Annotated in this window: 17 protein-coding genes; 5 read left to right on the forward strand and 12 right to left on the reverse strand. The window is 33.3% G+C overall.

Annotated elements, in window-relative coordinates; genetic code table 11:
- Positions 1-73: 73 nt before the first annotated feature.
- Genes LUU93_RS05160 through LUU93_RS05170 form a run of 3 tightly spaced genes read right to left on the reverse strand, consistent with a single transcriptional unit; the run spans position 74 to position 4,181 of the window.
- On the reverse strand, positions 74-2,413 hold the full coding sequence (locus LUU93_RS05160; RefSeq protein ID WP_232679003.1) for a T9SS type B sorting domain-containing protein: 2,340 nt from the start codon (positions 2,411-2,413) through the stop codon (positions 74-76).
- A gap of 15 nt (positions 2,414-2,428) precedes the next feature.
- Positions 2,429-3,265 (reverse strand): ABC transporter permease, encoded by an 837-nt coding sequence (locus LUU93_RS05165; RefSeq protein WP_232679005.1) that lies wholly within the window; start codon positions 3,263-3,265, stop codon positions 2,429-2,431.
- A 7-nt stretch (positions 3,266-3,272) separates the two neighbouring features.
- Complete coding sequence (locus LUU93_RS05170) at positions 3,273-4,181, reverse strand: ABC transporter ATP-binding protein (protein WP_232679007.1); 909 nt, start codon at positions 4,179-4,181, stop codon at positions 3,273-3,275.
- 107 nt (positions 4,182-4,288) lie between these two features.
- Here LUU93_RS05170 and LUU93_RS05175 point away from each other — a divergent pair, with 107 nt between their 5' ends.
- Together LUU93_RS05175 and LUU93_RS05180 are read left to right on the forward strand one after the other, a co-directional pair.
- Complete coding sequence (locus tag LUU93_RS05175) at positions 4,289-5,341, forward strand: hypothetical protein (RefSeq protein ID WP_232679009.1); 1,053 nt, start codon at positions 4,289-4,291, stop codon at positions 5,339-5,341.
- Between the two features lie 100 nt (positions 5,342-5,441).
- Positions 5,442-6,302, forward strand: a complete 861-nt coding sequence (locus tag LUU93_RS05180) for an SdiA-regulated/phytase-like domain-containing protein (protein WP_232679011.1) — start codon at positions 5,442-5,444, stop codon at positions 6,300-6,302.
- A gap of 117 nt (positions 6,303-6,419) precedes the next feature.
- Here the strand turns inward: LUU93_RS05180 and LUU93_RS05185 are convergent, their stop codons facing one another.
- Positions 6,420-10,160 (reverse strand): metallophosphoesterase, encoded by a 3,741-nt coding sequence (locus tag LUU93_RS05185; protein WP_232679014.1) that lies wholly within the window; start codon positions 10,158-10,160, stop codon positions 6,420-6,422.
- Between the two features lie 27 nt (positions 10,161-10,187).
- Between LUU93_RS05185 and LUU93_RS05190 the strand changes: the two genes are divergently transcribed.
- Positions 10,188-11,366 (forward strand): Pycsar system effector family protein, encoded by a 1,179-nt coding sequence (locus LUU93_RS05190; RefSeq protein ID WP_232679016.1) that lies wholly within the window; start codon positions 10,188-10,190, stop codon positions 11,364-11,366.
- A gap of 190 nt (positions 11,367-11,556) precedes the next feature.
- Here the strand turns inward: LUU93_RS05190 and LUU93_RS05195 are convergent, their stop codons facing one another.
- Positions 11,557-13,926: a GAF domain-containing protein gene (locus LUU93_RS05195; protein WP_232679018.1), complete on the reverse strand. Its 2,370-nt coding sequence runs from the start codon at positions 13,924-13,926 to the stop codon at positions 11,557-11,559.
- A gap of 232 nt (positions 13,927-14,158) precedes the next feature.
- Here LUU93_RS05195 and LUU93_RS05200 point away from each other — a divergent pair, with 232 nt between their 5' ends.
- Positions 14,159-14,911: an SDR family oxidoreductase gene (locus LUU93_RS05200; RefSeq protein ID WP_232679021.1), complete on the forward strand. Its 753-nt coding sequence runs from the start codon at positions 14,159-14,161 to the stop codon at positions 14,909-14,911.
- A 73-nt stretch (positions 14,912-14,984) separates the two neighbouring features.
- The gene (locus LUU93_RS05205; RefSeq protein ID WP_232679023.1) at positions 14,985-15,566 is read left to right on the forward strand and encodes a TetR/AcrR family transcriptional regulator; all 582 of its coding nucleotides are present in this window, start codon (positions 14,985-14,987) and stop codon (positions 15,564-15,566) included.
- 89 nt (positions 15,567-15,655) lie between these two features.
- Here LUU93_RS05205 and LUU93_RS05210 read toward each other — a convergent pair whose 3' ends face one another.
- The 7 genes from LUU93_RS05210 to LUU93_RS05240 all read right to left on the reverse strand — a co-directional run bounded on the left by LUU93_RS05210 (position 15,656) and on the right by LUU93_RS05240 (position 21,413).
- A complete protein-coding gene (locus tag LUU93_RS05210) occupies positions 15,656-16,714 on the reverse strand; it encodes a nucleoid-associated protein (RefSeq protein WP_232679025.1) in 1,059 nt (352 codons plus the stop codon).
- 44 nt (positions 16,715-16,758) lie between these two features.
- Positions 16,759-17,118: a four helix bundle protein gene (locus LUU93_RS05215; protein ID WP_232679028.1), complete on the reverse strand. Its 360-nt coding sequence runs from the start codon at positions 17,116-17,118 to the stop codon at positions 16,759-16,761.
- A gap of 116 nt (positions 17,119-17,234) precedes the next feature.
- Complete coding sequence (locus tag LUU93_RS05220) at positions 17,235-17,777, reverse strand: IS1096 element passenger TnpR family protein (RefSeq protein WP_232679030.1); 543 nt, start codon at positions 17,775-17,777, stop codon at positions 17,235-17,237.
- A 288-nt stretch (positions 17,778-18,065) separates the two neighbouring features.
- Positions 18,066-18,665 (reverse strand): HPP family protein, encoded by a 600-nt coding sequence (locus LUU93_RS05225; protein ID WP_232679500.1) that lies wholly within the window; start codon positions 18,663-18,665, stop codon positions 18,066-18,068.
- Between the two features lie 90 nt (positions 18,666-18,755).
- The gene (locus tag LUU93_RS05230; protein WP_232679032.1) at positions 18,756-20,033 is read right to left on the reverse strand and encodes a chloride channel protein; all 1,278 of its coding nucleotides are present in this window, start codon (positions 20,031-20,033) and stop codon (positions 18,756-18,758) included.
- Positions 20,034-20,448: 415 nt separating this feature from the next.
- Positions 20,449-20,838 (reverse strand): SMU1112c/YaeR family gloxylase I-like metalloprotein, encoded by a 390-nt coding sequence (gene gloA2 / locus LUU93_RS05235; RefSeq protein ID WP_053473869.1) that lies wholly within the window; start codon positions 20,836-20,838, stop codon positions 20,449-20,451.
- Positions 20,838-21,413: a sugar O-acetyltransferase gene (locus LUU93_RS05240; protein WP_232679033.1), complete on the reverse strand. Its 576-nt coding sequence runs from the start codon at positions 21,411-21,413 to the stop codon at positions 20,838-20,840. The genes gloA2 and LUU93_RS05240 overlap by 1 nt, the downstream gene beginning before the upstream one ends.
- Between the last annotated feature and the right edge of the window lie 2 nt (positions 21,414-21,415).

Below are 21,415 nucleotides of genomic sequence, written 5' to 3' on the forward strand. Positions count from 1 at the left end.
CAATTGGAATTTAGATTTTAAGTATTGGAATTTGGATTTTATCCGAAGCCTCGGGATTGGAATTTCAAAAAAATTATCTTTTCAAACTAAAATGCCCTTTCACATTTCTGCCGTCTGCAAAAATTAAAGTAAACCAATAATCATCAGAAGGAAGCGGCTGTCCGTTAAGAATACCGTTCCATCCCGGGCTGTTTTGGTTCATTTGTTTTAAAAGTTTTCCGTAGCGGTCAAAAATATTTAAGGTATAATTGGGCAGTAAATTTGAGTCACCAATAAGCCATAAGTCGTTGTAAGTATCGCCGTTTGGAGTAAAAAATCTAGGATAATCTAAAACATATACAACAAATACATTAGACAATCCGCAGCCATTTTTATCTCTTGCAGCTGCATTATAAGTTCCGGCTGGTACACTTGTAAATAGCGGTTCGTTTTGAAAAGTTTCTCCGTCTAATGAAAATTCATAATTTCCAACTCCGGTATATTCAATTGAAACAGAATTATCATTTCCTGAAAAATCTTTTACAGCTGCATTCGTTATGATTGCAGGTTCAGATAAAATAACCTTAAAATCTTTTGTTTTTTCGCAGCCATTCGCATCAGTTACGGTTACTGAATAATCGCCGGGAACAGTTATGACAGTAGAATTTGAAGTTTCTCCGTTGCTCCATAAATAACTGCTAAAACCAGCCGCTACAGACAAAGTTGTATTTCCATTTTGGCATAAAAATACAGATTCATCCTGAAAATTTGGCGGATTAAAAGTATTCACAACAAGATCGACAGGTACAACATCATAACAATCCGGTCCGTTTACAACTCTGGCATATATCCTTTGATTATAAGCTGTTGTATTTTTAAAGATATTAGGTAATGCATTTATTTCAACCAAAGCATCATTTGCATTTAAATAATAAGCAGCAATTAATCCGTTTGGAAGACCTGAAGTTACTACTGGCGTAACTTCTGCATTCAAATCAAATTGATAAAGTCCATCCTGAATTTCGTCTCGGTCACAAGTACTTATCGGACTAGGGTCTGGAATTGATGTAGGAGCAATTTTTAACGTTACTTCGGCAATTTTAAAACAGCCAAATTCATTTTCTAATCTGGCATATACAATTTGATCTGCATATTTATTGATATACATTTCAGGTTTTACAATTTTATTTGTTTTAGTCTGCGCCTGAGCCAATGTTTCATAATACCCTTCATTAATAATATAAGCAGCATTATTTTTAACAATATTGTTCGCTTTATCTAAATTGAAAATTGAAATTCCATCTGTATTGTCATCACATTGAAATAAAGAAGTATTTGCGGAAAGAATTTCGGGAGCATAATCAATTTTTATTTCTCCTGATAATACACATGTTGTACCAATAACAGTAGCCTCAACTTTGTAATTTCCTGCACTTACAACCTTATAAGCTGCATTTGTGCCAAGGGTATTAGTAGGGTCATCTTTTCTAAACCATCTAAAAGTATAAGTTGCGGGATCAAGATTGCTGTCAAGATCAATTTCTTCTCCAAAACAAGCAGGATTGTTTGCGGCAGTAGTACGATCTTCACCAAGCAAAATTTTTGAAGCAAAACTTCCGGCTTCAAGGAAAATTGCAGATTCCAGATATCTATAAGTGTCATCGGCCACGACAAGTTTTACATGATATGTTTTTCCGGTAGTAACTGTAGTCTGCGCAGTCATAACAACAGTTTGTCCGGCATAATTTACTGGACTGGTATTGTTATTTAGACCATGAAAATAATTTTCATTTGAAGCTGCACAGCCTTGATAATTAATTCCTCCAGGTCTTGTACCGGGTTCAATTTTCGGGCGGATATTTACAGAAGAAACAGGCGTAGTTGTATTAGGTAATACAGCTAAATTTTTATAAGGATCTGCTGTTCCTGCTTCTTTAATTAAAAAAGCAAATCCATCTGAAAACTGACACGGATAATCGTACTGATACTCATTTGACGCAAAAATATAATTAAAACTTAATGCACTTGTATAAGCAATAAAATCAAATTCTAATACCGTTGCGTTTATAGAATGAATACCTAATATCTGATCGAGATCACTGTCGCCAAGCCAGTTAGGGCTGTCGCTGCTTGTAAGGTCACTAACAAAAGGCCCAACGGCACTTTCGGCTGTAGATGTTGCCAGTACTATTCCTTCGGCAAAAGGGAAATTGCTTCCGTTACTATTAAAATAAGCAAAACTTTGTTTACCCGGCCTAAAATTATCACCTGTACCGGTTGAACCTGATGCAGCAGCGCACGAACTATTCACCAGAATATTTTCAATAAGCTGCTGCGGTGTTTTTTGATCATCAATAGTAATAAATTGCGCATTTACCTTTGTAGATAAACAGCATAAAAACAGAATAATTAAAAAACTTTTTGCCTGATTCATAGTGTAGCAAATATACTACAAATCCCGATTTTTTAATAATTTGTAAGAAAAATATACAAATAAAAATGTCCAGATTAATACAATTAGAATTGCAAAGTAACTTACACTATAATCGATATCTGTATTAATTCCCATTTGTGAACCAATATTCTTGACTACAGATAATCTTGGGCCGGGATTAACAATTAAATTAGACATTGATTCTAAAGGAAGGAATTGTGTAATTTTTTCATCGGTGTTGCTGTCAGGAAAAATACTAAAGGCCAAGTAACCTCTAATTATGGCTTCGATTATATTCCAAACTAAAAGAAAACCTAATGCAAAAGCAGATCGTTTTACCAAAATTCCAAGAAATAAACAGAACGAAAAGAATCCAGTTAATTTTACGAAAAAGGCTAAAAGATAATCTAAGTCACTAAAAATAATATCAAGTTCAGTATAAGAAGAAAAAATTAACCCTAATATTAAACTCATAACAAAAATAAAAACAGTTGAAGCAGCTGAAAATAAAACTACAGTTAGGAATTTCGAGAGAATAAATTCTTTTTTACTCAAACCGTCAATTAAATTTTGTTTTAATGTTCCATAACTGTATTCGTTAGCCATCATGGAAACAATTACGATAGCAAGAAATAATTTCAGAATAGCGGCAACATAAGTATTAAAATGCCATATAAAAGGAAAATTGAAGATTCCCATCTCTGCCAAATGAAGTTTAATAGGGCCAATATTAAATTTAATAGAAGCAATTAAAGCTATAAATGAAAGTAAAATAAAATAGGTTAATGTTAAAATACGACTGGCTTTATTCATCCAGATTTTTTGTAATTCTATAGAGATAAGTCTTTTCATGGCTTAGTTAGATTTTTGGATTTGTATTTTTGGTTAATTCTAAAAATTGGGCTTCCAAACTATTTTTGCGTTTGACCAAATGACTTAAAATAATATTTTTTGAAAATAAAAACTGATTTAGTTCCTGAGCAGATAAATCGGCTTTTAAGTAAACCAAAACTTTTCCATCTTCATCTTTAACTTCTGCAACGGCTTGATGATTATATAAAGCAGATTTCAGTGCCAGATTATCCTCTGAAGAAACTTCAAAGAAACCTTCATTTGCAGACATGGCATCTACAGACCCTGAATACAAAACTTCGCCTTTTCGTAAAACAACAACGTGAGAGCAAACTTTTTCGACTTCGTCTAATAAATGCGAAGCCAGTAAAATTGTAGTTCCCTGTGATGCAATTTCTTTAATAATATCTCGAATTTGATGAATTCCCTGAGGATCTAATCCATTGGTTGGTTCATCCAGAATCAAAATTTCAGGATCATTTAAAAGTGCAGACGCAATTGCCAGACGCTGTTTCATTCCCAAAGAGAAAGTACTGAATTTGCTGTTTTTTCTTTCAGATAAACCAACAAGATTTAGTTTTTCTTCAATTTTAGAATAATTGATGTTTTTAATTTTACAGACCAATTTTAAGTTTTCTTCGGCGGTCATGTACGGATAAAAGTTGGGACGTTCGATAATCGCTCCCACTTTTTTCAAAGCTTCATGTGTTTCTACATTTCCGTCAAACCATTTATAATCGCCTGATGTTCTGTTTACAACACTTAAAACAATTCCTAAAGTGGTCGATTTTCCACTTCCGTTTGGGCCCAGGATTCCGTAGACGTGGCCTTTTTGTATACTAAAAGATACATTTTTAAGCGCCTGAATGCGTCCGTATCTTTTACTGAGATTCTGAATGGTAAGGATGGTTTCCAAATTTATTTCGGTTTTAGTTTTTAGTATGACGATTCAAGTTCTATATTGTTACGCCAAATTTATTTTTATCAGCTTATTGATGTAAATTTGTAATAAAGATATTCAAAATGAGCGAACCTTTGATGGTGTTAAAGAAGCCTTCTTTTCCTTTAACACAAGCACTTTTAAGTTATTTGGACAGATACGAGCGTATTTCGAAAGTATCTGTGTTTTATGATGACTTATTACGATTTTCAGGTTCGGTTAACGTTTACGATAAAAACGAAACCGATACTTTATGGATTCGGGTCTATTACAATGAATTTGAAAGAAATGAAATTGATCTCAATTTAAAGAAAATTTATTCGCTTCTGCATTCTGATGGAAACAGTGAGATTATTCAGTTCCTAAACATTGATGCAATCGACTATTGTACTTTCGGAAATTCAAAACCTTTTAGGATTAAAGTCCGAAATATTCTCAACGACAATTATGTTCATTTTTATATTAAAAAAGCCGATGCTTCAAGGATTTACGGATTAGAATTAGAAGATATCCTTTCGCCGGATAAAATCAACTTTTTGGTTTACAATGATACTTTAATCGAAGAACATATTATTGGGATTCCCGGCGATGTTTTTATGGATACGCTGCTCGATAAATGTACCGAAATGGAGAAAGCACAAATCGCCAAAGAGTTTGTAAAATTCAATGAACGCTGTATGATTAGGCTTTTGGGAGATATGAGAGCGTATAATTATGTAATTGTCCCGATTCATGATTTTGATCAGGTGGTCTATAAAATTCGGCCAATCGATTTTGATCAGCAGTGTTATGAAGGAAATTTCAAAGTTTATCGTCCGCAGTTTTTTAAAGAAAATTATCCGATGATGCAGCTCATTAAAGAGAAATTGGAAGAACGTTCCATTATTCAGTATAAAGATGAAGAAAGAGCGATTCTGGCAAAACGAATCCATTCTGCCGAAAACAGAATCAAAAAATTATTGAACATTATGTGTCACGATACCATTTCGACAGAAGAACATCTAAACCAGTTAAAAATGGAATTGTACCGATACACAAACGATATGAAATTTAAAAACGCAAGATCAATGGGACACATCATGCAGGCCGCTTTTGAATTCATCATCCGTAATTTTAAAAACACAAACTTAGTTTAAAGTTATTGGGCCACAGATTATACAGATTGAACGGATTAAAGAATTAAAAAAAAATCATTTTAATCTGTGTAATCTGTGGCTAAACAAAAAAATCAATTTTATGAAAAAAACTTTTTTAGTAGCTGTTTCTATTGTTTTATTAGCTTGTCAGCAGCAGTCAAATGATGATTTGAAAATGCTTTATTCGCTTCCGAAAAAATTAAAAGAAGTTTCGGGAATTACCTATTTTCCTGAAACCAATGTGATTTATACTCTCGAAGACAGCGGAAATAAGAATGCCATTTATGCCATTAATTCTAAAGGGAAATTAGAAAAGATAATTACAATTTCAAATGCCGAAAATGTCGATTGGGAAGATATTACCAAAGATAAAACGGGAAATATTTACATTGGTGATTTCGGAAACAACGATAACGAACGCAGAGATTTGTGCATTTATAAAGTAGCCAAAAATCAATTGAATAAAGATGAGGCTTCTGCCGAATATAAAATCTCATTCTCGTATCCGGAACAAACCGAATTTCCACCAAAGAAAAAAGAATTATTCTATGACGTTGAAGGTTTCTTTGAACACAACGGTTATTTTTATCTTTTCACCAAAAACCGAAGCAAAGGTTTTGACGGAACAGCTTTTATTTACAAAATTAAAAATGCAAAAGGAACTCAAAAAGCAGTTAAAATAGGAGAGTTTAAAACGTGCAGTAATTACAATCACTGCGTTTTAACAAGCGCAACGATAAGTCCAGACGGTAAAAAAGTGGTTTTATTAAGTCACGATAAAATAGTGTTGTTTAAAGGTTTCAAAGGAGATTTATTCCACAAAGGAACCCAAACTGAAATCAGTTTAAACCATTTCTCTCAAAAAGAAGCCATCGTTTTTAAAGACAACAATACTCTACTCGTAGCCGATGAAAAAACAAATAAAATAGGAGGAAACGTTTACGAATTTAAGTTAAAATAAAAAGTTTGCCATGAATTACACTAATTTCCACGAATTAATTTTAAATAAAAATTAGTGAAAATTAGTGTAATTCGCAGTAAAAAAACTTTGAACCTTTGTTACTTTGTCACTCTGAACCTAGAAACTGTAAGCTGCTCCAAAAATTACCCTCCCAACTTCATCAGGAGATTTGAAATAAGAAATTCTGGCGGTTAAAACATTGATAGCATTCAGCCAAAGTCCGCCGCCGTAATCTTGGTGCCATTTTCTGGAATCTTCGCCGTCAAGCCAAACTCTTCCGTAGTCAAAACCACCTAAAATTCCGTAAGTAAACGGAGCAAGTGTTTTACGGATTTTACCAAGACTCAAACGCAAATCAGAACTTTGAGAGAAATAAGAATTTCCTAAAAAACGCTCGTTTCTAAAACCGCGTAAATCAGTATCGCCGCCCAAAGCAGCTCCTTGATAAAATTCGTAGTTATTATTTAAAATTGCTTTTCCTTTTAGATAAGTAGCCAAAACCAGTTTTCCGTTATGATCAATTTTATGTGTGAAACCTAAAATGCTTTCCAGCGTTGGAAAGTTTTTCTTAGTATCATCTAAATTAGTTGTCCATGTTCCGGCAATCATAAAATACATTCCTAAAGTTGGCTTTGCAGCAAAATCAGAATTTTTAAAAAGATATTTGACTTTAAAACTTCCATAATTCTGGCTGTTAAATACATCAGGATTTACAATATTTGGAATATTGATAAACCTGTTCTCAGTTTCTTCAACGGTCATTCTTTGGAAAATTGGCTGAACACTAAATTCACTTCCATACCTTCCAACGTGGCGAATGGCTCCCGAAGCATTAAATTTACGGATACGAACACGGTTATAATCCATACCTAGGTTGTCATCATATTGAGATTCATTTCCGTAACCAAAATAATTCATCGCAAAATTTGGTGTTGTATAAAGCGATTCAACATCAATAACCCATTTTCCTAATAAACCTGGGAAATGTGCAGCATAATTAAATTCTAAACCTCCGGTTGCGAAATAGTAAAAAGCATTTAAAACATGTTTTTGCGTGTACGGATTTTGTTTGAAGTTATTTACTGTATAATTAAGGTTAACTCCCAATTTTACACCATCATCCGGGTTATAACCAATATTTGGCAGTCCGGAAATCACATTGTATTTTGGTTTTTGAAAATTATACAAGTTAACATCATAATCGTCTGTTAACTGTGTTTGGGTTTTATTCCCAAGGCCTGGAGATAAATTATAAGTGTTTTGTTTTGATTTGAAATCGTAAACAATAACCTTTCTTCCGTTTTCTATATTGTATGTATCATTATTTTGACCTCCAATTAAACGAACTTTAATTCTCGATTTTTGATCGCCTTTTACTTCAAAAACATCATTATCGTCTAAACCATAAATCCATAAATTTTTGGTTTTAGCATCGGTCAGCGTTTTTGTATATTGTAATTCATCACCTTCTTTCTTCAATCTGAAAACCTGAATTTCAATGCTTTTTTTCTTGTTGTGGTTTAAAACAAATCGGTCTTTTTTATCTGTTCCGGCAATCATAACCGTTTTGCTCAAAACATCAGAATATTTTATCGCATATTTTTGAAGGTCTCTTTTTCTGGCTTTTAATTTTTGAATGATATCGTCAACTGTTTCATCCTGAACTTCTTTTGGCATAGCTTTAAAAGCATTTTCAATGTCGCTGTCAGATAAATTATCCTGAATAAACTTTGCCTGTTCAATCCAGTCTTTTTCTTCTGCTGTTCTTAAAAAAGCCAAATCCATTGGGTAAGGTTCTCTGTTCAGCCATTTTACATTGCTAATTTTATCTTTAAAAGTACGCATGTGGCGCAATGCCGGAATATTCATTAAAATAGAAAGCAGCGCACCATCATATTTTGCAAATGCCTGATCTCTGTCTCTTGGAATTGGTCTGTAAATAACTTTACCGTCTTTTTTAAACTCAGCCCAGCGCCATTGATCGCTGTGTCTGTCCCAGTCTCCAATCAACATATCAAACAAACGTGCTTTTATATATTCTTTTTCGTCAACCGAATATTTTTCGTCCTTATGAAGATTGAGCATCATATCATCTGTACCAATAATATCGCTTGGATTACCAAAGTTTTTACCGTCTAAATGATTATCAGCAGGTCTTTCTTCCACCATATACAATTGATCGCCATAACCCGCATTAAATTCACCTAAACCATTTTGCTTTGGGATATAATATAAAACCGGATTAGTATGCAAAATGCCAATTTTGTCTGACATACTGCCAGTTACAAATGGAGCATAGGGATGCGAAGTCGTATAAAAATCAAACAAGAAACTTTCTGTATAAGTGTCTTCAAAATCATTCACAACATATTGATCTTTAAAAGCTACAGACTGTAAAAATACAGAGGCACTTTTTTTCATGCCGCGTATAACATATTCACGTTCTTTTGGATCAGACATTCTTAAAGAAACAGATTGATGCCCGCCGCCTTCGCGGATGGGTTTTAAACCGCCTTTTAAAGTGTCTAAAGTTGCCACTGGAACATCAATAGGCATGCTGTAATATTTTCTGTAATGCTGTCCAAATAAAAATCTGTGAAACATACTTTTATCTGTCATTTTAGTAGAATAGATAGAAGTTGTAATTCTTGGAGGGAAATTATTCTTAATATCCGATGCCCAGTTAATTTCTTTGGCTTTTATAATTTCACGTTCAAAAAGCAGTTTTTCTTTATTGTTTTCATTTCCGTAAAAAGAAACTTTGGCGTCGCCGCTTTTATATAAAGTTAAAGCTGCATAACCGTTTCCGCCATACGAAAAATCAAATGGATTTATGGCTCTTGCGGCTTCCGATTTTGAGCCGGCACCGCTGATAATCTGCTGAATATTTTCTTTGCTGATATATTGCAGATTATGATCGTGTCCTGAAACTACAATTACATTTCGCTGTTTTTGCAAAAGTGTTTTTATTCGTTTTGCATAAATTGTATATTGTTTATTTTGAAGGTCCTGCGGACTTACTCCAGATGTTTTTCTCAGTAAATTAATAAAAGACCCAATTACCGGAAGCGGAATTTTATTTTCTAACGGAAATAATTGTTTTTTCCATGAAAACTGACCGCCGTGACTTCCGCTGCTTAATAAAGGGTGATGAATCGCTAAAAGAACCGTTTTTTCCTGATTTTTGTTTAAGATGCTTTCGAGTTCCTTAAAAAAATCTTCTCTTGTTTTTATATCGCAGTTATCATTTATTGTTGGATGATTATCCCAATCTTCCAGAAACCATTCGCTGTCAATAGCTACTAACGTCGTGTTACTGTCAATTTTTGTATCTTCGATTGGGCAGGATTTTCGGGGAAGAAATGCTTTTTTATCATTTAAATTTTTCGTTATAAAATCAGCCTGCAGTTCTAAACCTTTTATTCCGCTGTACCAATCGTGGTTTCCGGGAATAAAAATTGTTTTTCCTTTAAATCCTTCAGCTAATTTTAGCTGGTTTGTTAATTTTGTTTCTGCCAAAGCTTTATCCTCAGTATTATTACTAGGAAAACCCTTAGGATAAATATTATCTCCTAAAAAAAGTAAAGTCGATTTTTTACTCGCTTTTTTAAGTTTTTGATGTAAAAGTTCAAGTGTTTGCTGCGCTTGTTCTTCATCAGCATTTCCGGCATCTCCAACAAGATAAAAAGTGTGGGCAATTTTTATGGTATCTGCTGCGTTTTCTGTTTCGTTAGCACTAACGTTTTTTCCGTACTGCGCTTTATGTGTGGCACAGGAATAAATTAATGTTAAGGTGATAATTGCTAATAAAAAGTTTTTAATCTTAGCAATAAAATGATTATCCAAAAACAATTTCATAATTTAGTGGTGTAAAAATATTCTTTTATGAATCTAATAGAACAATCCGAAGATTTCGTCAGTAATTTACTCAAAGATAAACTTTCTAATTTATATTCTTACCATAATTTTAACCATACCTTCACAGTAGTTACAGCGGTAAAAGAGCTTTGCAAAAAAGAGGATGTGGATGCAGATGATAAAGAGGCGCTTTTAGTTGCAGCCTGGTTTCATGATACAGGTTATATTGAAGGTTATGAAAACCATGAAGCCAAAAGTGTAAAGATTGCAGTTGATTTTTTAAAGAAAAAAGAAAAATCAGAAAAGTTTATCGAGCTTGTTTCCGGTTTGATTTTGGCTACAGTCAAAGACTATCATCCAAAAACACATTTAGAGAAAATAATTAAAGATGCTGATTATGCCCATTTAATGGGAACTGAATATGTTACAACCTGTGAGTTATTGCGTTTAGAATTAAAAAATATAGGAATTGTAAATTTTTCGAATGCTGAATGGACAAAGGAAAACTTAAACTTTTTGCTAAATAAACATAGGTTTTACACGGATTATGCTTTAAGAAAATGGCAGCCTTTAAAAGAAAAAAACCTGCTTTTGATTCAAAAAAAAATAAATAAACAGGAATTGAAAGCGGCAGAAGAGATTGAAAAAGAAAACAAAAAAAGCGAAAAAGTAGAAAAACCAGATCGCGGTGTTGATACCTTGTTTCGCGTTACACTTGGAAACCATACCCGTTTAAGCGGAATTGCTGATAGTAAAGCCAATATTTTATTGTCTGTAAATGCCATTATTATTTCGATTGCACTTTCGTCTATTATTCCAAAATTAGACAGTCCGAAAAATGCACACTTAGTTATCCCCACATTTATTATGCTGATGTCGAGTGTAATTACCATTATTTTTGCAATTCTTTCGACACGTCCAAAAGTAACTTCGGGTGTTTTTACAAGAGAAGATATTGAGAATAAAAAGATTAATTTATTGTTTTTTGGAAACTTCTACAAAATGCCTTTAGAAGAATACGACTGGGCCATGAACGAAATGATGAAAGACCGCGATTATCTTTATTCGAACATGATTAAAGATTTGTATTACCTGGGATTGGTTTTACAGCGAAAATATAATTTACTTCGTATTGCGTACAACCTATTTATGTTTGGAATTATTGTTACTGTAATTGCGTTTGTAATTGCTTTTAAATCGATTTAAATTTTAAAATCTATAAAAATTAGACGCGGATGAAACGGATTCGCTTCGCAAAAACGCGGATAAAAACAGATTTTTTTCTGTATTTATCCGCGTTAAATATTTATCCGTGTAATCTGCGTCTTCGCAAAGCGAATCCGTTTCATCCGCGTTCTATTTCTATAAAATTTGACTATAAGAAAAAGCCCAGCTTTTAGTTGAGCTCATCTAATAAATCCTGATAAGTAATTTTCTTTATTTTTGAATTATTTACGTTATTAATCACTTTTACACGAATCGCTTTTAAACCAGAAACTCCCTGAAGATCTTCGACCTCAAATTGTTCAATTGACGGCTCAAGAACTTTTTTATGCTGCAAGTATTTGATGTATTTTAAATATTCTGCCTCCTCACTGTTTTGAGAATATACAATTGTAATTTTCTCTTTTTCAGTAATTCTTTCGTCTGTTCCTTTAATGTTCGATTTGTCGATTCGTTTTTTAACGACTTCATATCTTGCATTATAAGTTCCGTCAACGTCAAAACGTTTTTCATCCATTCTAAAACGGATAGAAAGCGGCGAACTGAAAACCAAAATCAGTGAAGTAACATCTAATTCATACGGAAGCGATTCTTTTAGCTGATGATGCTCTAATTCCATTTCGCATAAAGTCTGCAGCTGCCACAAACGTAAATTGTGCAGATACATAATGTCAAACGGTTTTGTTGGCGAAATCGATGCCCCAATATATAAATTATGCTCAACACCATCCGTTTTAAAACGTTCGTAATAATGTGGATAAATTTGCTGCGCTTCAACCTGCTTTTTATCTAATACAGAAGCAAGTCTTTTATTGATAATCGACATAGCATTATCAAACTTTTTTCTTTCCTGATAGAACATTCCTGTTTTTTCATCCAGACTTTCAAAGTACAATTCTTCTAACTTTTTATTTTTAGCATTGTCTTTGGTATTTTTCAGTATCGGATGAATTTCATCTTCGATATAACGCTGGATATGCTGTTCCATATCTGCTTTTAGCGGAAAATCCAATTCACTTCGAAGAGACTCCAATTCGAATTTTCTCTGCTCTAAAAGTACCAGATTTGAATTTGGTTTCTGGTTATCGAAAATTTCCAAAAGGGCCGTCAGCTGATTTTTCAAATCAATTTTAACCGTCTCATTTCGGTGTTCAGATGAACCTTTAATATCAATTTGTCCGTATAACGGGAATACATTTTTAAATACAATTTCCTTAAAAATATAATCTTTTGTGTGATTTATGTTTTGGAAATAGTTTTGAGATTCTTTTCTAAATTTCCAATAAACGCTTGGGTGAATCGTAGTATACTCACGCTGAATAATAGCTTCAACCTGATGCTGCATATCCGTATTATAGCGGTCAATTGTATCTGTTAAATAAGGTAAAACCAATTCTAGTTTTGTTGCATTTATGCTGTTTAATTCACGTATATTATCAGAGACCAATTCGACAACGCCCAATAAATGGTCATCTTTTATAACGGGTGCAAAAACACAGCTTTGAATTCCCTGTTTTAATAAATGCTCGCCAAGTTTTGGGTTTGAAGATTCTTCGATAAACTTTTTCACATTTGAAATTACAAACGGCTCTTTTTTATCTAAAAGATTTTCAAACGAACATCCAAAAAATGCATTTTTACAATCTACTTCCTGAGTAGATGAAAGTAAAAAACTCTGCATTTGGTTGTCAAACTTTATTGGCCGTATAAATTTTTCTTCTTCAGGATTATAAATAATAAAACCAACTTTTAAGCTCGGAATTTTAAAAATAGACCTAAAGATATTTTCTACAATTTCTGTAGAGGCAACTCTTGAGGTTTCTGGTTTTAAAAGATTACTTTTTAAATTAGAAATAGCACTTTCTGTAGTCGCATCAAATAAAGAAACAATTCCGAAACCTTTTAAAATCCAGCTTCTAGGGGGAAATTTAGATTTCCATAAATCAATATCGTTATAATTATCAATCAAAACATCAATATCGTCCTGCGTAAGCTGCGGTGCATTCTCTGTAGGTGTGATTTCCATGAAATCGGCATTGTACAGAATACGATAATGTTTTTCTACACCTTCTTCATCTGGTATATCGTAGAAAAAGGGTTTATTAAAATCGATATTTTGATGATAATAAGCGCTTAAAATCAAACAGCAGTTATTGATATAGAATTGATGATCATCAAAATCACGAATTTCCATATAAAATTCATCACCTGCATTTCGTAAAATTTTCTTGAAACGCTCTGTATAATTAAAGGATATATTTTGAAAAGGTATTGTTATGGCTTTTATTTCATTGTTTGTTAAAGCCGTAGGGAATAAATCAGCAGCAATGTTTTTAATTAAGGCTTCATTATTTTTAATAGTGCTGTAATCGTGAATTCCTGTTCTGAATTCCGGATACGCCTCAATTTCTTTTAAAATCGCTTTGGCGTAGTTAGATCGGTAATCAACATTAGATAAAGCAATCTGCTCAAAAGACTCAATTAGTTTATGAAATGAGATTATCGTTTCGAAAGGACTTTCGGTTGGTAAAAGACGATCCATCTGTTTTTTTGTTTTTAGAATTACAAAATTAAGCATAAATTAAGAATTGGCGTCATTTTACGATTTGTTTCGTTTATAGTTTCATAGATATTAACCCTTATAAAATGGCGTTTTCGGAAGCGGGGAATTATTTTAACTAAAAATTAACATTACAAATAACGGAACGATCGTTCCGTTATTATATCTTTGTACCATAATAATTGAATAATCAATAACTTAAATAATAAACAAAATGAAAAATTTAGAAAACAAAGCAGCTATTGTAACAGGTGGAAATAGCGGAATTGGATACGCAGCTGCTGCGGAATTAGTATCAAAAGGTGCAAAAGTAATTGTAACAGGAAGAAACAAAGAAGCTTTGGCAAAAGCAGAAGCAGAACTGAACGTTACGGGAATCGTTGCAGATCAATCAGATTTAAAATCTATTGACAGCTTAGTAGAACAAGTAAAAGCACAATTCGGAAAAGTAGATATCTTATTCTTAAATGCAGGAATTGCGGCTTTTGCTCCAGTAGATTCAGCTTCAGAAGATCATTATGACAGTATTATGAACGTGAATGTAAAAGGAGTTTATTTTACAGTTCAAAAAGTATTGCCAATTTTAAACGATGGCGGTTCTATTATTTTTAATACTTCTGTAAATGCTCAATTAGGAATGCCGGGTTCAAGTGTATATGGAGCAAGTAAAGCTGCGGTTTTATCATTAAACAGAATATTTGCTGCAGAGTTAGCGCCAAGAAAAATTAGAGTAAATGCAGTTTCTCCTGGTCCAATCGAAACACCTTTGTATGGTAAAGTTGGTTTAGAAAAAGAAGAAGTTGAAGGTTTAGGAGCAGCTTTAGGAGAAAAAATCTTATTGAAACGTTTTGGACAAGCTGCTGAAGTTGCAAAAACAATTAGTTTCCTTGCTTCTGATGATTCATCATTCATTACAGGAACTGAAATTGTGGTTGACGGCGGGCTTACTGTAAACACAGTATTATAATTTTTTTTGACTTATTCAGGAACGATTGTTCCGTTTAATCCTTATATTTGTAAAGAAATTTAATTTTGATATCATGGCTAGAACGAAGGAATTTAATGAAGATCAGGCTTTAGATAAAGCAATTGAAATTTTTTGGCACAAAGGTTACAACGGGACATCTGCTCAGGATTTGGTAACACATTTAGGTTTAAGCCGCTCTAGTTTGTATGATACTTTTGGCGACAAGCAAAAATTGTTTTCAAAGTCTTTGCAGCGCTATCAGCAACAGAATCAAGATGCTGTAAAAGAGCTTTTAGATAAATCTGAAAATGTCAAAGAGACTTTGCATGCTATTTTTAAACAAGCTGTTATAGAGAGTTTAGAAGATAGAATTACAAAAGGCTGTTTTATGGTAAATTCTTCTGTAGAATTGGCTATGCACGATGAAGAAATTGCTAAGATTGTAAAAAGCAACAGCCAGACAATGGAAGAAGTTTTTACAAATGCTGTGAAAAAAGGGCAGGAGGCAGGACATATTTCCAAACAGCAGGATGCAAGGGTTTTAGCCCGGTTCATTTTTAATAATTATTCCGGAATTCGGGTTTTGGCCCGCACGGGAGAAAGAGATAAACAAGTTTATGATGATATTGTAAAAGCAGTTTTTTCCCTTTTATAGCATCAAAAATAATCGAAATAAAAAAATGGCAATTACATTTTGTAACTGCCATTTTTTGTTTTAAGTAAGTAATAGAAAATGAAAACTTCTTAGCTTTTTTCTTCTTTATTGAAGTAAACTAAGTAGTAATACATTTGTTTTTCTTCATCCCAGCCTTTTTCAACAAATTTTTCTGCACTTTCAGGGTTGATAAAATCCATTTTAATCTGAATATGCGTATCCAGGTTAATCACGTTTTTAATCGATTTTCTGGCGTCAGAAACTGCTGCGTTTGCAATTGGGAATGAGGTTACATCTTCGATGCTGTATTTTTCTCCTTTATCAACTTTATAGTTTTTGAATTCAGGAATCAAGTCTGGATTGTCTAATACTTCATTTAGGAAATTCTGCTCTTCAAACTGATCGTTTTTAGCGAAATAATTCACAGATCGGTTCATAAACATTACTTCCTCTTTTTTGTCTTCTGCTGGTAAAACAACATCTTTTGCAAAGTTCTGGCAGAATTTTAAATATTTTTTAGTGATGAAGTTTTCGTCTTCAAAAGCATCTACAGATAAAAAGTGCTCTAACCAGTAACGCGCGTCATAACGGTTGCTGTCTACAGTTAGAATTTTGTATCCTTCTTCTTTTTTATAGTTAAAAATCAAACACCCTTTATCTAATTTGCTCAGGTTAATTCCCTGCTGCAAAATCATTTCAAGATTGCTGTTTTTTTCTTCAAATTGTAAAAAGTCCGACTGCAATTCGCTTTTAAAAATCCCGATTGCATCAACTACATTATTATCAATACTTAAGTTTGTTAAGTAGGTTACATAAACCTCTCCGTTTTTAATATGCGGATGATTTGACTGCTCAAATAAATGCATCGTAATTTTTTTTGAAATCTCCTGCAGATTTGAAGGATTAGCAAAAATCTCCGTTGCATATTTAAACATGTCGTTGTAATCCAAGTCCACTTCGTGCGCAAACTGATAATAGTTTTCTTCTTTCTCTCTAAAAGGTTTAAAGAAGTACTCTTTTATCAAAGGCACAATTTCATCATTTAGATTAAATGGCTGCTCTGATAAAAAAATAGCTTCGTTACGGCTTTTGTTCCCTACGCGGTGTATCGCAAGCGTTTCGATGTGGGTGTTGAATAGGTTTATCATGTGTTATTTAGGTTCAGAGTTACAGAGGATCAAAGGGACAAAGGTTATTTTCTGTCTTTTATTTTTCTGATAAAAGAGCTTAACATTCGTTCTATTTCTCTGCTTTCTCCATTTATTTTATTGAATTGATACTCGGTTATATATTTTAAATTGAATGAAATTTCAAGCTGAGTCTGCATTTCAAACAATGATGAAATTGAAATATTTAAGAATCTCAAATAATCATTATTTCCGTCTCTTCCATATCCCTCAGCAATATTACTCGGTATTGATATAGAACATCTCCTAATTTGTGAAGACAGTCCATAAATTTCTTCTTTCGGGAATGAATTTGTTAATTGGTAAATTTCGGTAACTAAGTTCATTGACTTCTGCCAAATCAAAAGGTCTCTAAAAGTATTCATATTTTGCATTTAAAAAATCAAACACAAAAATAAAAATATTCCTACAATAAGAAATCAAAGATTCTAAAGAAAACCTCTGAACCTTTGCAACTTTGAGCCTTTGGACCTCAAAAAAACTAATTCCAATTTTCCTCAAATCCATAATCTTCAAAGCTGTCGTCGCCTTCGAACATATCAAGATCATCTTCGTCTAAGTCATCTTCAAATTCTCCGTAGATATCATTGTGCATATCATCAGCTTCGAAGCTTTTTTCCATTGCTTCGTCTGGCATAACTCCGTGAGAGAATAAAGTTTCAGGATAAGTTGCGCCTACAGCTTCTTCTTCGATGGCGGCCAATTCAACTAAGAAAGTCCACATGCTGATGAAATCATAAACGTAGATAATCTTTGTGTTTTCTTTATCTAAAATACTAGATAACGGATAATCGTTCATGGTTCTTTGTTCTCCCGGAACATCGCCAGTATCAAAAAGAGGAATTTCATCTTCCTGATTCCAGGTTTCATCACAAGTATAAAATGAAGCAACTTCTGATCCGTCAAAACCAAAAGCGTTGAAGATAGCATTGTGTAAATCCTCAAGTGTATCGTCTTCAAGAATAGCAATGTCTCTAAAAATATCTTCTTCGGCGTCTAGAATTACTCTAAATTTATAAACCATAATCTTTGTTTTTATTGAGAGGTCAAAGGTAAAATATAAAAAACGAAATACGAATTGTGAATTACGATTTGTTGAAAAGATTTTTTTCTTTTAAAGAGAAAGCGAAAATAATTGTCAGGCTGAGCGAAGTCGAAGCCCCCGATTCCAATTGGAGCGCCCTTCGACTTCGCTCAGGGTGACATTCATATATTTACATTCCTGCAAGGTTTTCAAAACCTTGTAGGTTTCAGGTATCACTCAAGTCATACCTACAAGGTTTTGAAAACCTTGCAGGAGCAGACCAGAGAATTACTTCCCAGTCAATCTCTTTCTAAGTTTATGATAATGTTTGTGGTAAGTACTATGACTAGGATAACTTCTGCTCGAAGTCATATTATTAAAAATTAAAGCCGTTAAAAGTAAAATAAGCACCCCGCTTAAAACAGGAGAAAGAACATACATATAACCTAAAGCTTTTACTTTTTCTGTTCCAATAACAGCAATTAAAGCCGTTGCACCCCCGGGAGGATGAAGCGTTTTGGTAATCTGCATTAAAATTATGGCAAGAGAAACTGCCAATGGAGCAGCTATATACATAACATCTGGAACCAGTTTATGAACGGTTACGCCTACTATAGCAGAGATTATATGACCTCCAACCAGATTTCGAGGCTGAGAAAACGGACTTTGAATGATTCCGTAAACCAATACACTCGAAGCTCCAAAAGAACCAATTAAATATACGGCATCACTTCCGGAAAAATGCAGGGACTGTACGTAAGCCAAAATCCCAATTCCGGCAAATGATCCTAAAAATGACCAAAAATGTTCCTTGTAGTCAATTAAAGTTTCTTTGTAAAGAATATAGCGTGTCTTGCGATAGCTTCTTTTAATTTTAGGAGTTGGCATAGTAATGTAATTTGTGGTACTTTTTGCCACGAATTCACAAATGTTTGCGTTTAATAAATTAGAAAAATTGGTGAATTCGTGGCAAAAAAATTATTTCGTCAAGCTTGGGGCGTAACTATATACAGTGTAAGGATAAATTGTTTTGGCAGTGTATTTTGAAATTAAACAAACTACAAGAATTGGTAAAAACAGAGTATAATCGTTTGTTAAGCCACATACCAAAAAGATGGCAGTAAACGGAGCATGAATACTGGCGCTCAAAACAGCCGCCATCCCGATAATCATGAAATTAACCGGAATTACATTTACATGGAAAAAACTGTTTAAAATAGACGCCAGTAACAATCCTAAGAAAGCACCAATAAACAAACTCGGAGCAAAAACACCGCCGTCGCCCCCCGAAGCTAATGTTATAGAAGTTACAATAGGTTTTAGAATTAAAATTCCGATGAATGTTAAAGCTAATGTTATGGTTAAAGGTATTTGTGCAGTATTTCCGAAAATGTCTTTTATAGCATGATAACCTTCCCCATATAATTGAGGGAAAATAAATAACGAAATACTTAAAACAACAGAACCAATAATAATTTTATAATAATGAGTTCCGATTTTTCCAAACTGAGATTTAAAAAACAATACACATCTGGTTAAATAAACCGAATTCATTCCGGCTAAAATTCCTAAAAGAATGAAATACGGGATTGCTTTTAAATGCCAGGTTGTAATTGAAACCGAAAATAAAGGTTCTTCTTTTAAAATAGAAAGTAAGCCAAAAGCGATTGAAACAGCAATGATATTTGAAATGATAAAAGCACGCGTTACTTTTCGTGATATAACTTCAAAAGCAAATAAAATACCCGCAATTGGACTGCTGAAGAGTGCTGTAACTCCGGCTGCAACCCCTGCACAGATTAATTCTGTTTTGTATTGACGGAAGATATTTTCTTTTTCGTGGGCAACTGAGCCAATTGTTGCAGTAGCAACAACGGTAGAAACTTCTATTCCGGTAGAGCCGCCAAAAACTACGGTAAGTAATCCGTTGATAAAGTGTGATGGGATTTTATAAGATGGAAGATTTTTTGTTGTTTTTGTGCTTTCAAAAACTTCTTTAATTCCTTTGTTTTCTTTTTTCTTAAAAAGATATTGTCTCAAAAAATAAATTACAGATAACCCAAAAACCGGAAAAATGATGTAAAATATTGGGTTTACCGAAACTTCATGGAAGAAGATTTCTTCGTAATACTCCGTAATTTTTTTAAGTGAAATTCCGAGAAAGGCTGAAAGAAACCCAATTAAAATAGAAACAATAACTAATTTTCGGAATTTAATAAATTGATGATTTTTTTTGATTTGCGCCGTTTTGTTCATCAGAAGTGATTTTGTAGTCGCAGGATTTTATTTGCGATTTCACAAAATTAGGCAATCAAATCTGTTTTTTAATAATAATCGTTCCTTATTATATGTTAAAATTATTAAAATAAGAAAATTCTTTCAGTGTGTTTTTATGAGTATAGCGGTGTAATGAATGCTACGAAGGCACTAAGACGCGAAGTTTTTTTATTAAAATTATTAAAGAAATAAATTGCCTCCAGCTTTAGCTGGAGGAACGAAATATGATAGAAAAAAGGCTTTAGCCGAACTACCGTATGTTTGGCTAAAGCCTTTTCAGCTTGATTTTTGAATCATCCAGCTAAAGCTGGAGGCAATTGAAATATTCCTTTGCATACGAAATGACATAAAACGAGAAAAAAACTTCGCGTCTTAGCGCCTTCGCAGCAAAAACTTATCTCTCATAAAACTCTATCGGCAGTAAATCAGGATCTGCGATAAATGTAAAACGCTTTTCAGTCGTTTCATCAATTCGTATTGGCTCAGATTCTATATTTTTTGAAGTCAAAAAAGCAACAGTTTCATTTAGATTAATTACTTCAAACGCCAAATGACGTAATCCAACGGCTTCTGGTCTTGAAGGTCTTTTTGGCGGATCTGGAAATGAAAATAATTCAATTACATAAATTCCATTTAGAGCCAAATCTAATTTGTAAGACTGGCGTTCTTCTCTGTAAATTTCTCTTATAATCGTTAATCCTAAAATTTCGGTATAAAAGGTTTTAGATTTTTGATAATCAGAGCATAAAATGGCAATATGGTGAACTTTATTTAAGGTAAGCATTATGATTTTGATTCAGGTTCTTGATTTAATTTTCGGATTACCTTTGCAGGGTTTCCAACGGCCAGTGAATTATCAGGGATATCTTTTGTTACAACAGATCCGGCGCCAATAACACAGCTTTTTCCGATCGTAACTCCCGGGCAGATAACAGAATTTCCGCCAATCCAGCAATCGTCCCCAATTGTAACCGGATAAGCATTCTCAAGCGATTTTCTCAATTCAGCGTCAAGCGGATGCGAGGCTGTATAAATTTGAACATTTGGCGCAATAAATACATTCGAACCAATATTTACAGGAGCACAATCCAAAACAACGCAATTCACATTAAAATAAACGTTTTCTCCACAAAAAATATTATAACCATAATCACAATGAAAAGGTGGTTCGATGTAAAAACCAGCTCCAGTATTGGGAATTAATTCTTTTAAAATTTCTTTTGCTTTTTTGGTAACTCTGTATTCTTTTACATTTAAGCTGTGTAAAAGATTTTTTGCAGTTCGGCGGCCTTTTACTAATTCCGGGTCAAAAGCGTTGTAATATTCGCCCGAAATCATTTTTTCTTTTTCTGTTTTCATAT

It is taken from the genome of Flavobacterium soyae (genome assembly GCF_021245985.1).
In the GTDB taxonomy this organism is placed as follows: domain Bacteria; phylum Bacteroidota; class Bacteroidia; order Flavobacteriales; family Flavobacteriaceae; genus Flavobacterium; species Flavobacterium soyae.

Coding starts and splice junctions, on each gene's coding strand:
- LUU93_RS05160 (WP_232679003.1), bottom strand. CDS start 2,413: ATGAATCAGGCAAAAAGTTTTTTAATTATTCTGTTTTTATGCTGTTTA.
- LUU93_RS05165 (WP_232679005.1), bottom strand. CDS start 3,265: ATGAAAAGACTTATCTCTATAGAATTACAAAAAATCTGGATGAATAAA.
- LUU93_RS05175 (WP_232679009.1), top strand. CDS start 4,289: ATGAGCGAACCTTTGATGGTGTTAAAGAAGCCTTCTTTTCCTTTAACA.
- LUU93_RS05180 (WP_232679011.1), top strand. CDS start 5,442: ATGAAAAAAACTTTTTTAGTAGCTGTTTCTATTGTTTTATTAGCTTGT.
- LUU93_RS05185 (WP_232679014.1), bottom strand. CDS start 10,160: ATGAAATTGTTTTTGGATAATCATTTTATTGCTAAGATTAAAAACTTT.
- LUU93_RS05190 (WP_232679016.1), top strand. CDS start 10,188: ATGAATCTAATAGAACAATCCGAAGATTTCGTCAGTAATTTACTCAAA.
- LUU93_RS05195 (WP_232679018.1), bottom strand. CDS start 13,926: ATGGATCGTCTTTTACCAACCGAAAGTCCTTTCGAAACGATAATCTCA.
- LUU93_RS05200 (WP_232679021.1), top strand. CDS start 14,159: ATGAAAAATTTAGAAAACAAAGCAGCTATTGTAACAGGTGGAAATAGC.
- LUU93_RS05205 (WP_232679023.1), top strand. CDS start 14,985: ATGGCTAGAACGAAGGAATTTAATGAAGATCAGGCTTTAGATAAAGCA.
- LUU93_RS05210 (WP_232679025.1), bottom strand. CDS start 16,714: ATGATAAACCTATTCAACACCCACATCGAAACGCTTGCGATACACCGC.
- LUU93_RS05215 (WP_232679028.1), bottom strand. CDS start 17,118: ATGAATACTTTTAGAGACCTTTTGATTTGGCAGAAGTCAATGAACTTA.
- LUU93_RS05220 (WP_232679030.1), bottom strand. CDS start 17,777: ATGGTTTATAAATTTAGAGTAATTCTAGACGCCGAAGAAGATATTTTT.
- LUU93_RS05225 (WP_232679500.1), bottom strand. CDS start 18,665: ATGCCAACTCCTAAAATTAAAAGAAGCTATCGCAAGACACGCTATATT.
- LUU93_RS05230 (WP_232679032.1), bottom strand. CDS start 20,033: ATGAACAAAACGGCGCAAATCAAAAAAAATCATCAATTTATTAAATTC.
- gloA2 (WP_053473869.1), bottom strand. CDS start 20,838: ATGCTTACCTTAAATAAAGTTCACCATATTGCCATTTTATGCTCTGAT.
- LUU93_RS05240 (WP_232679033.1), bottom strand. CDS start 21,413: ATGAAAACAGAAAAAGAAAAAATGATTTCGGGCGAATATTACAACGCT.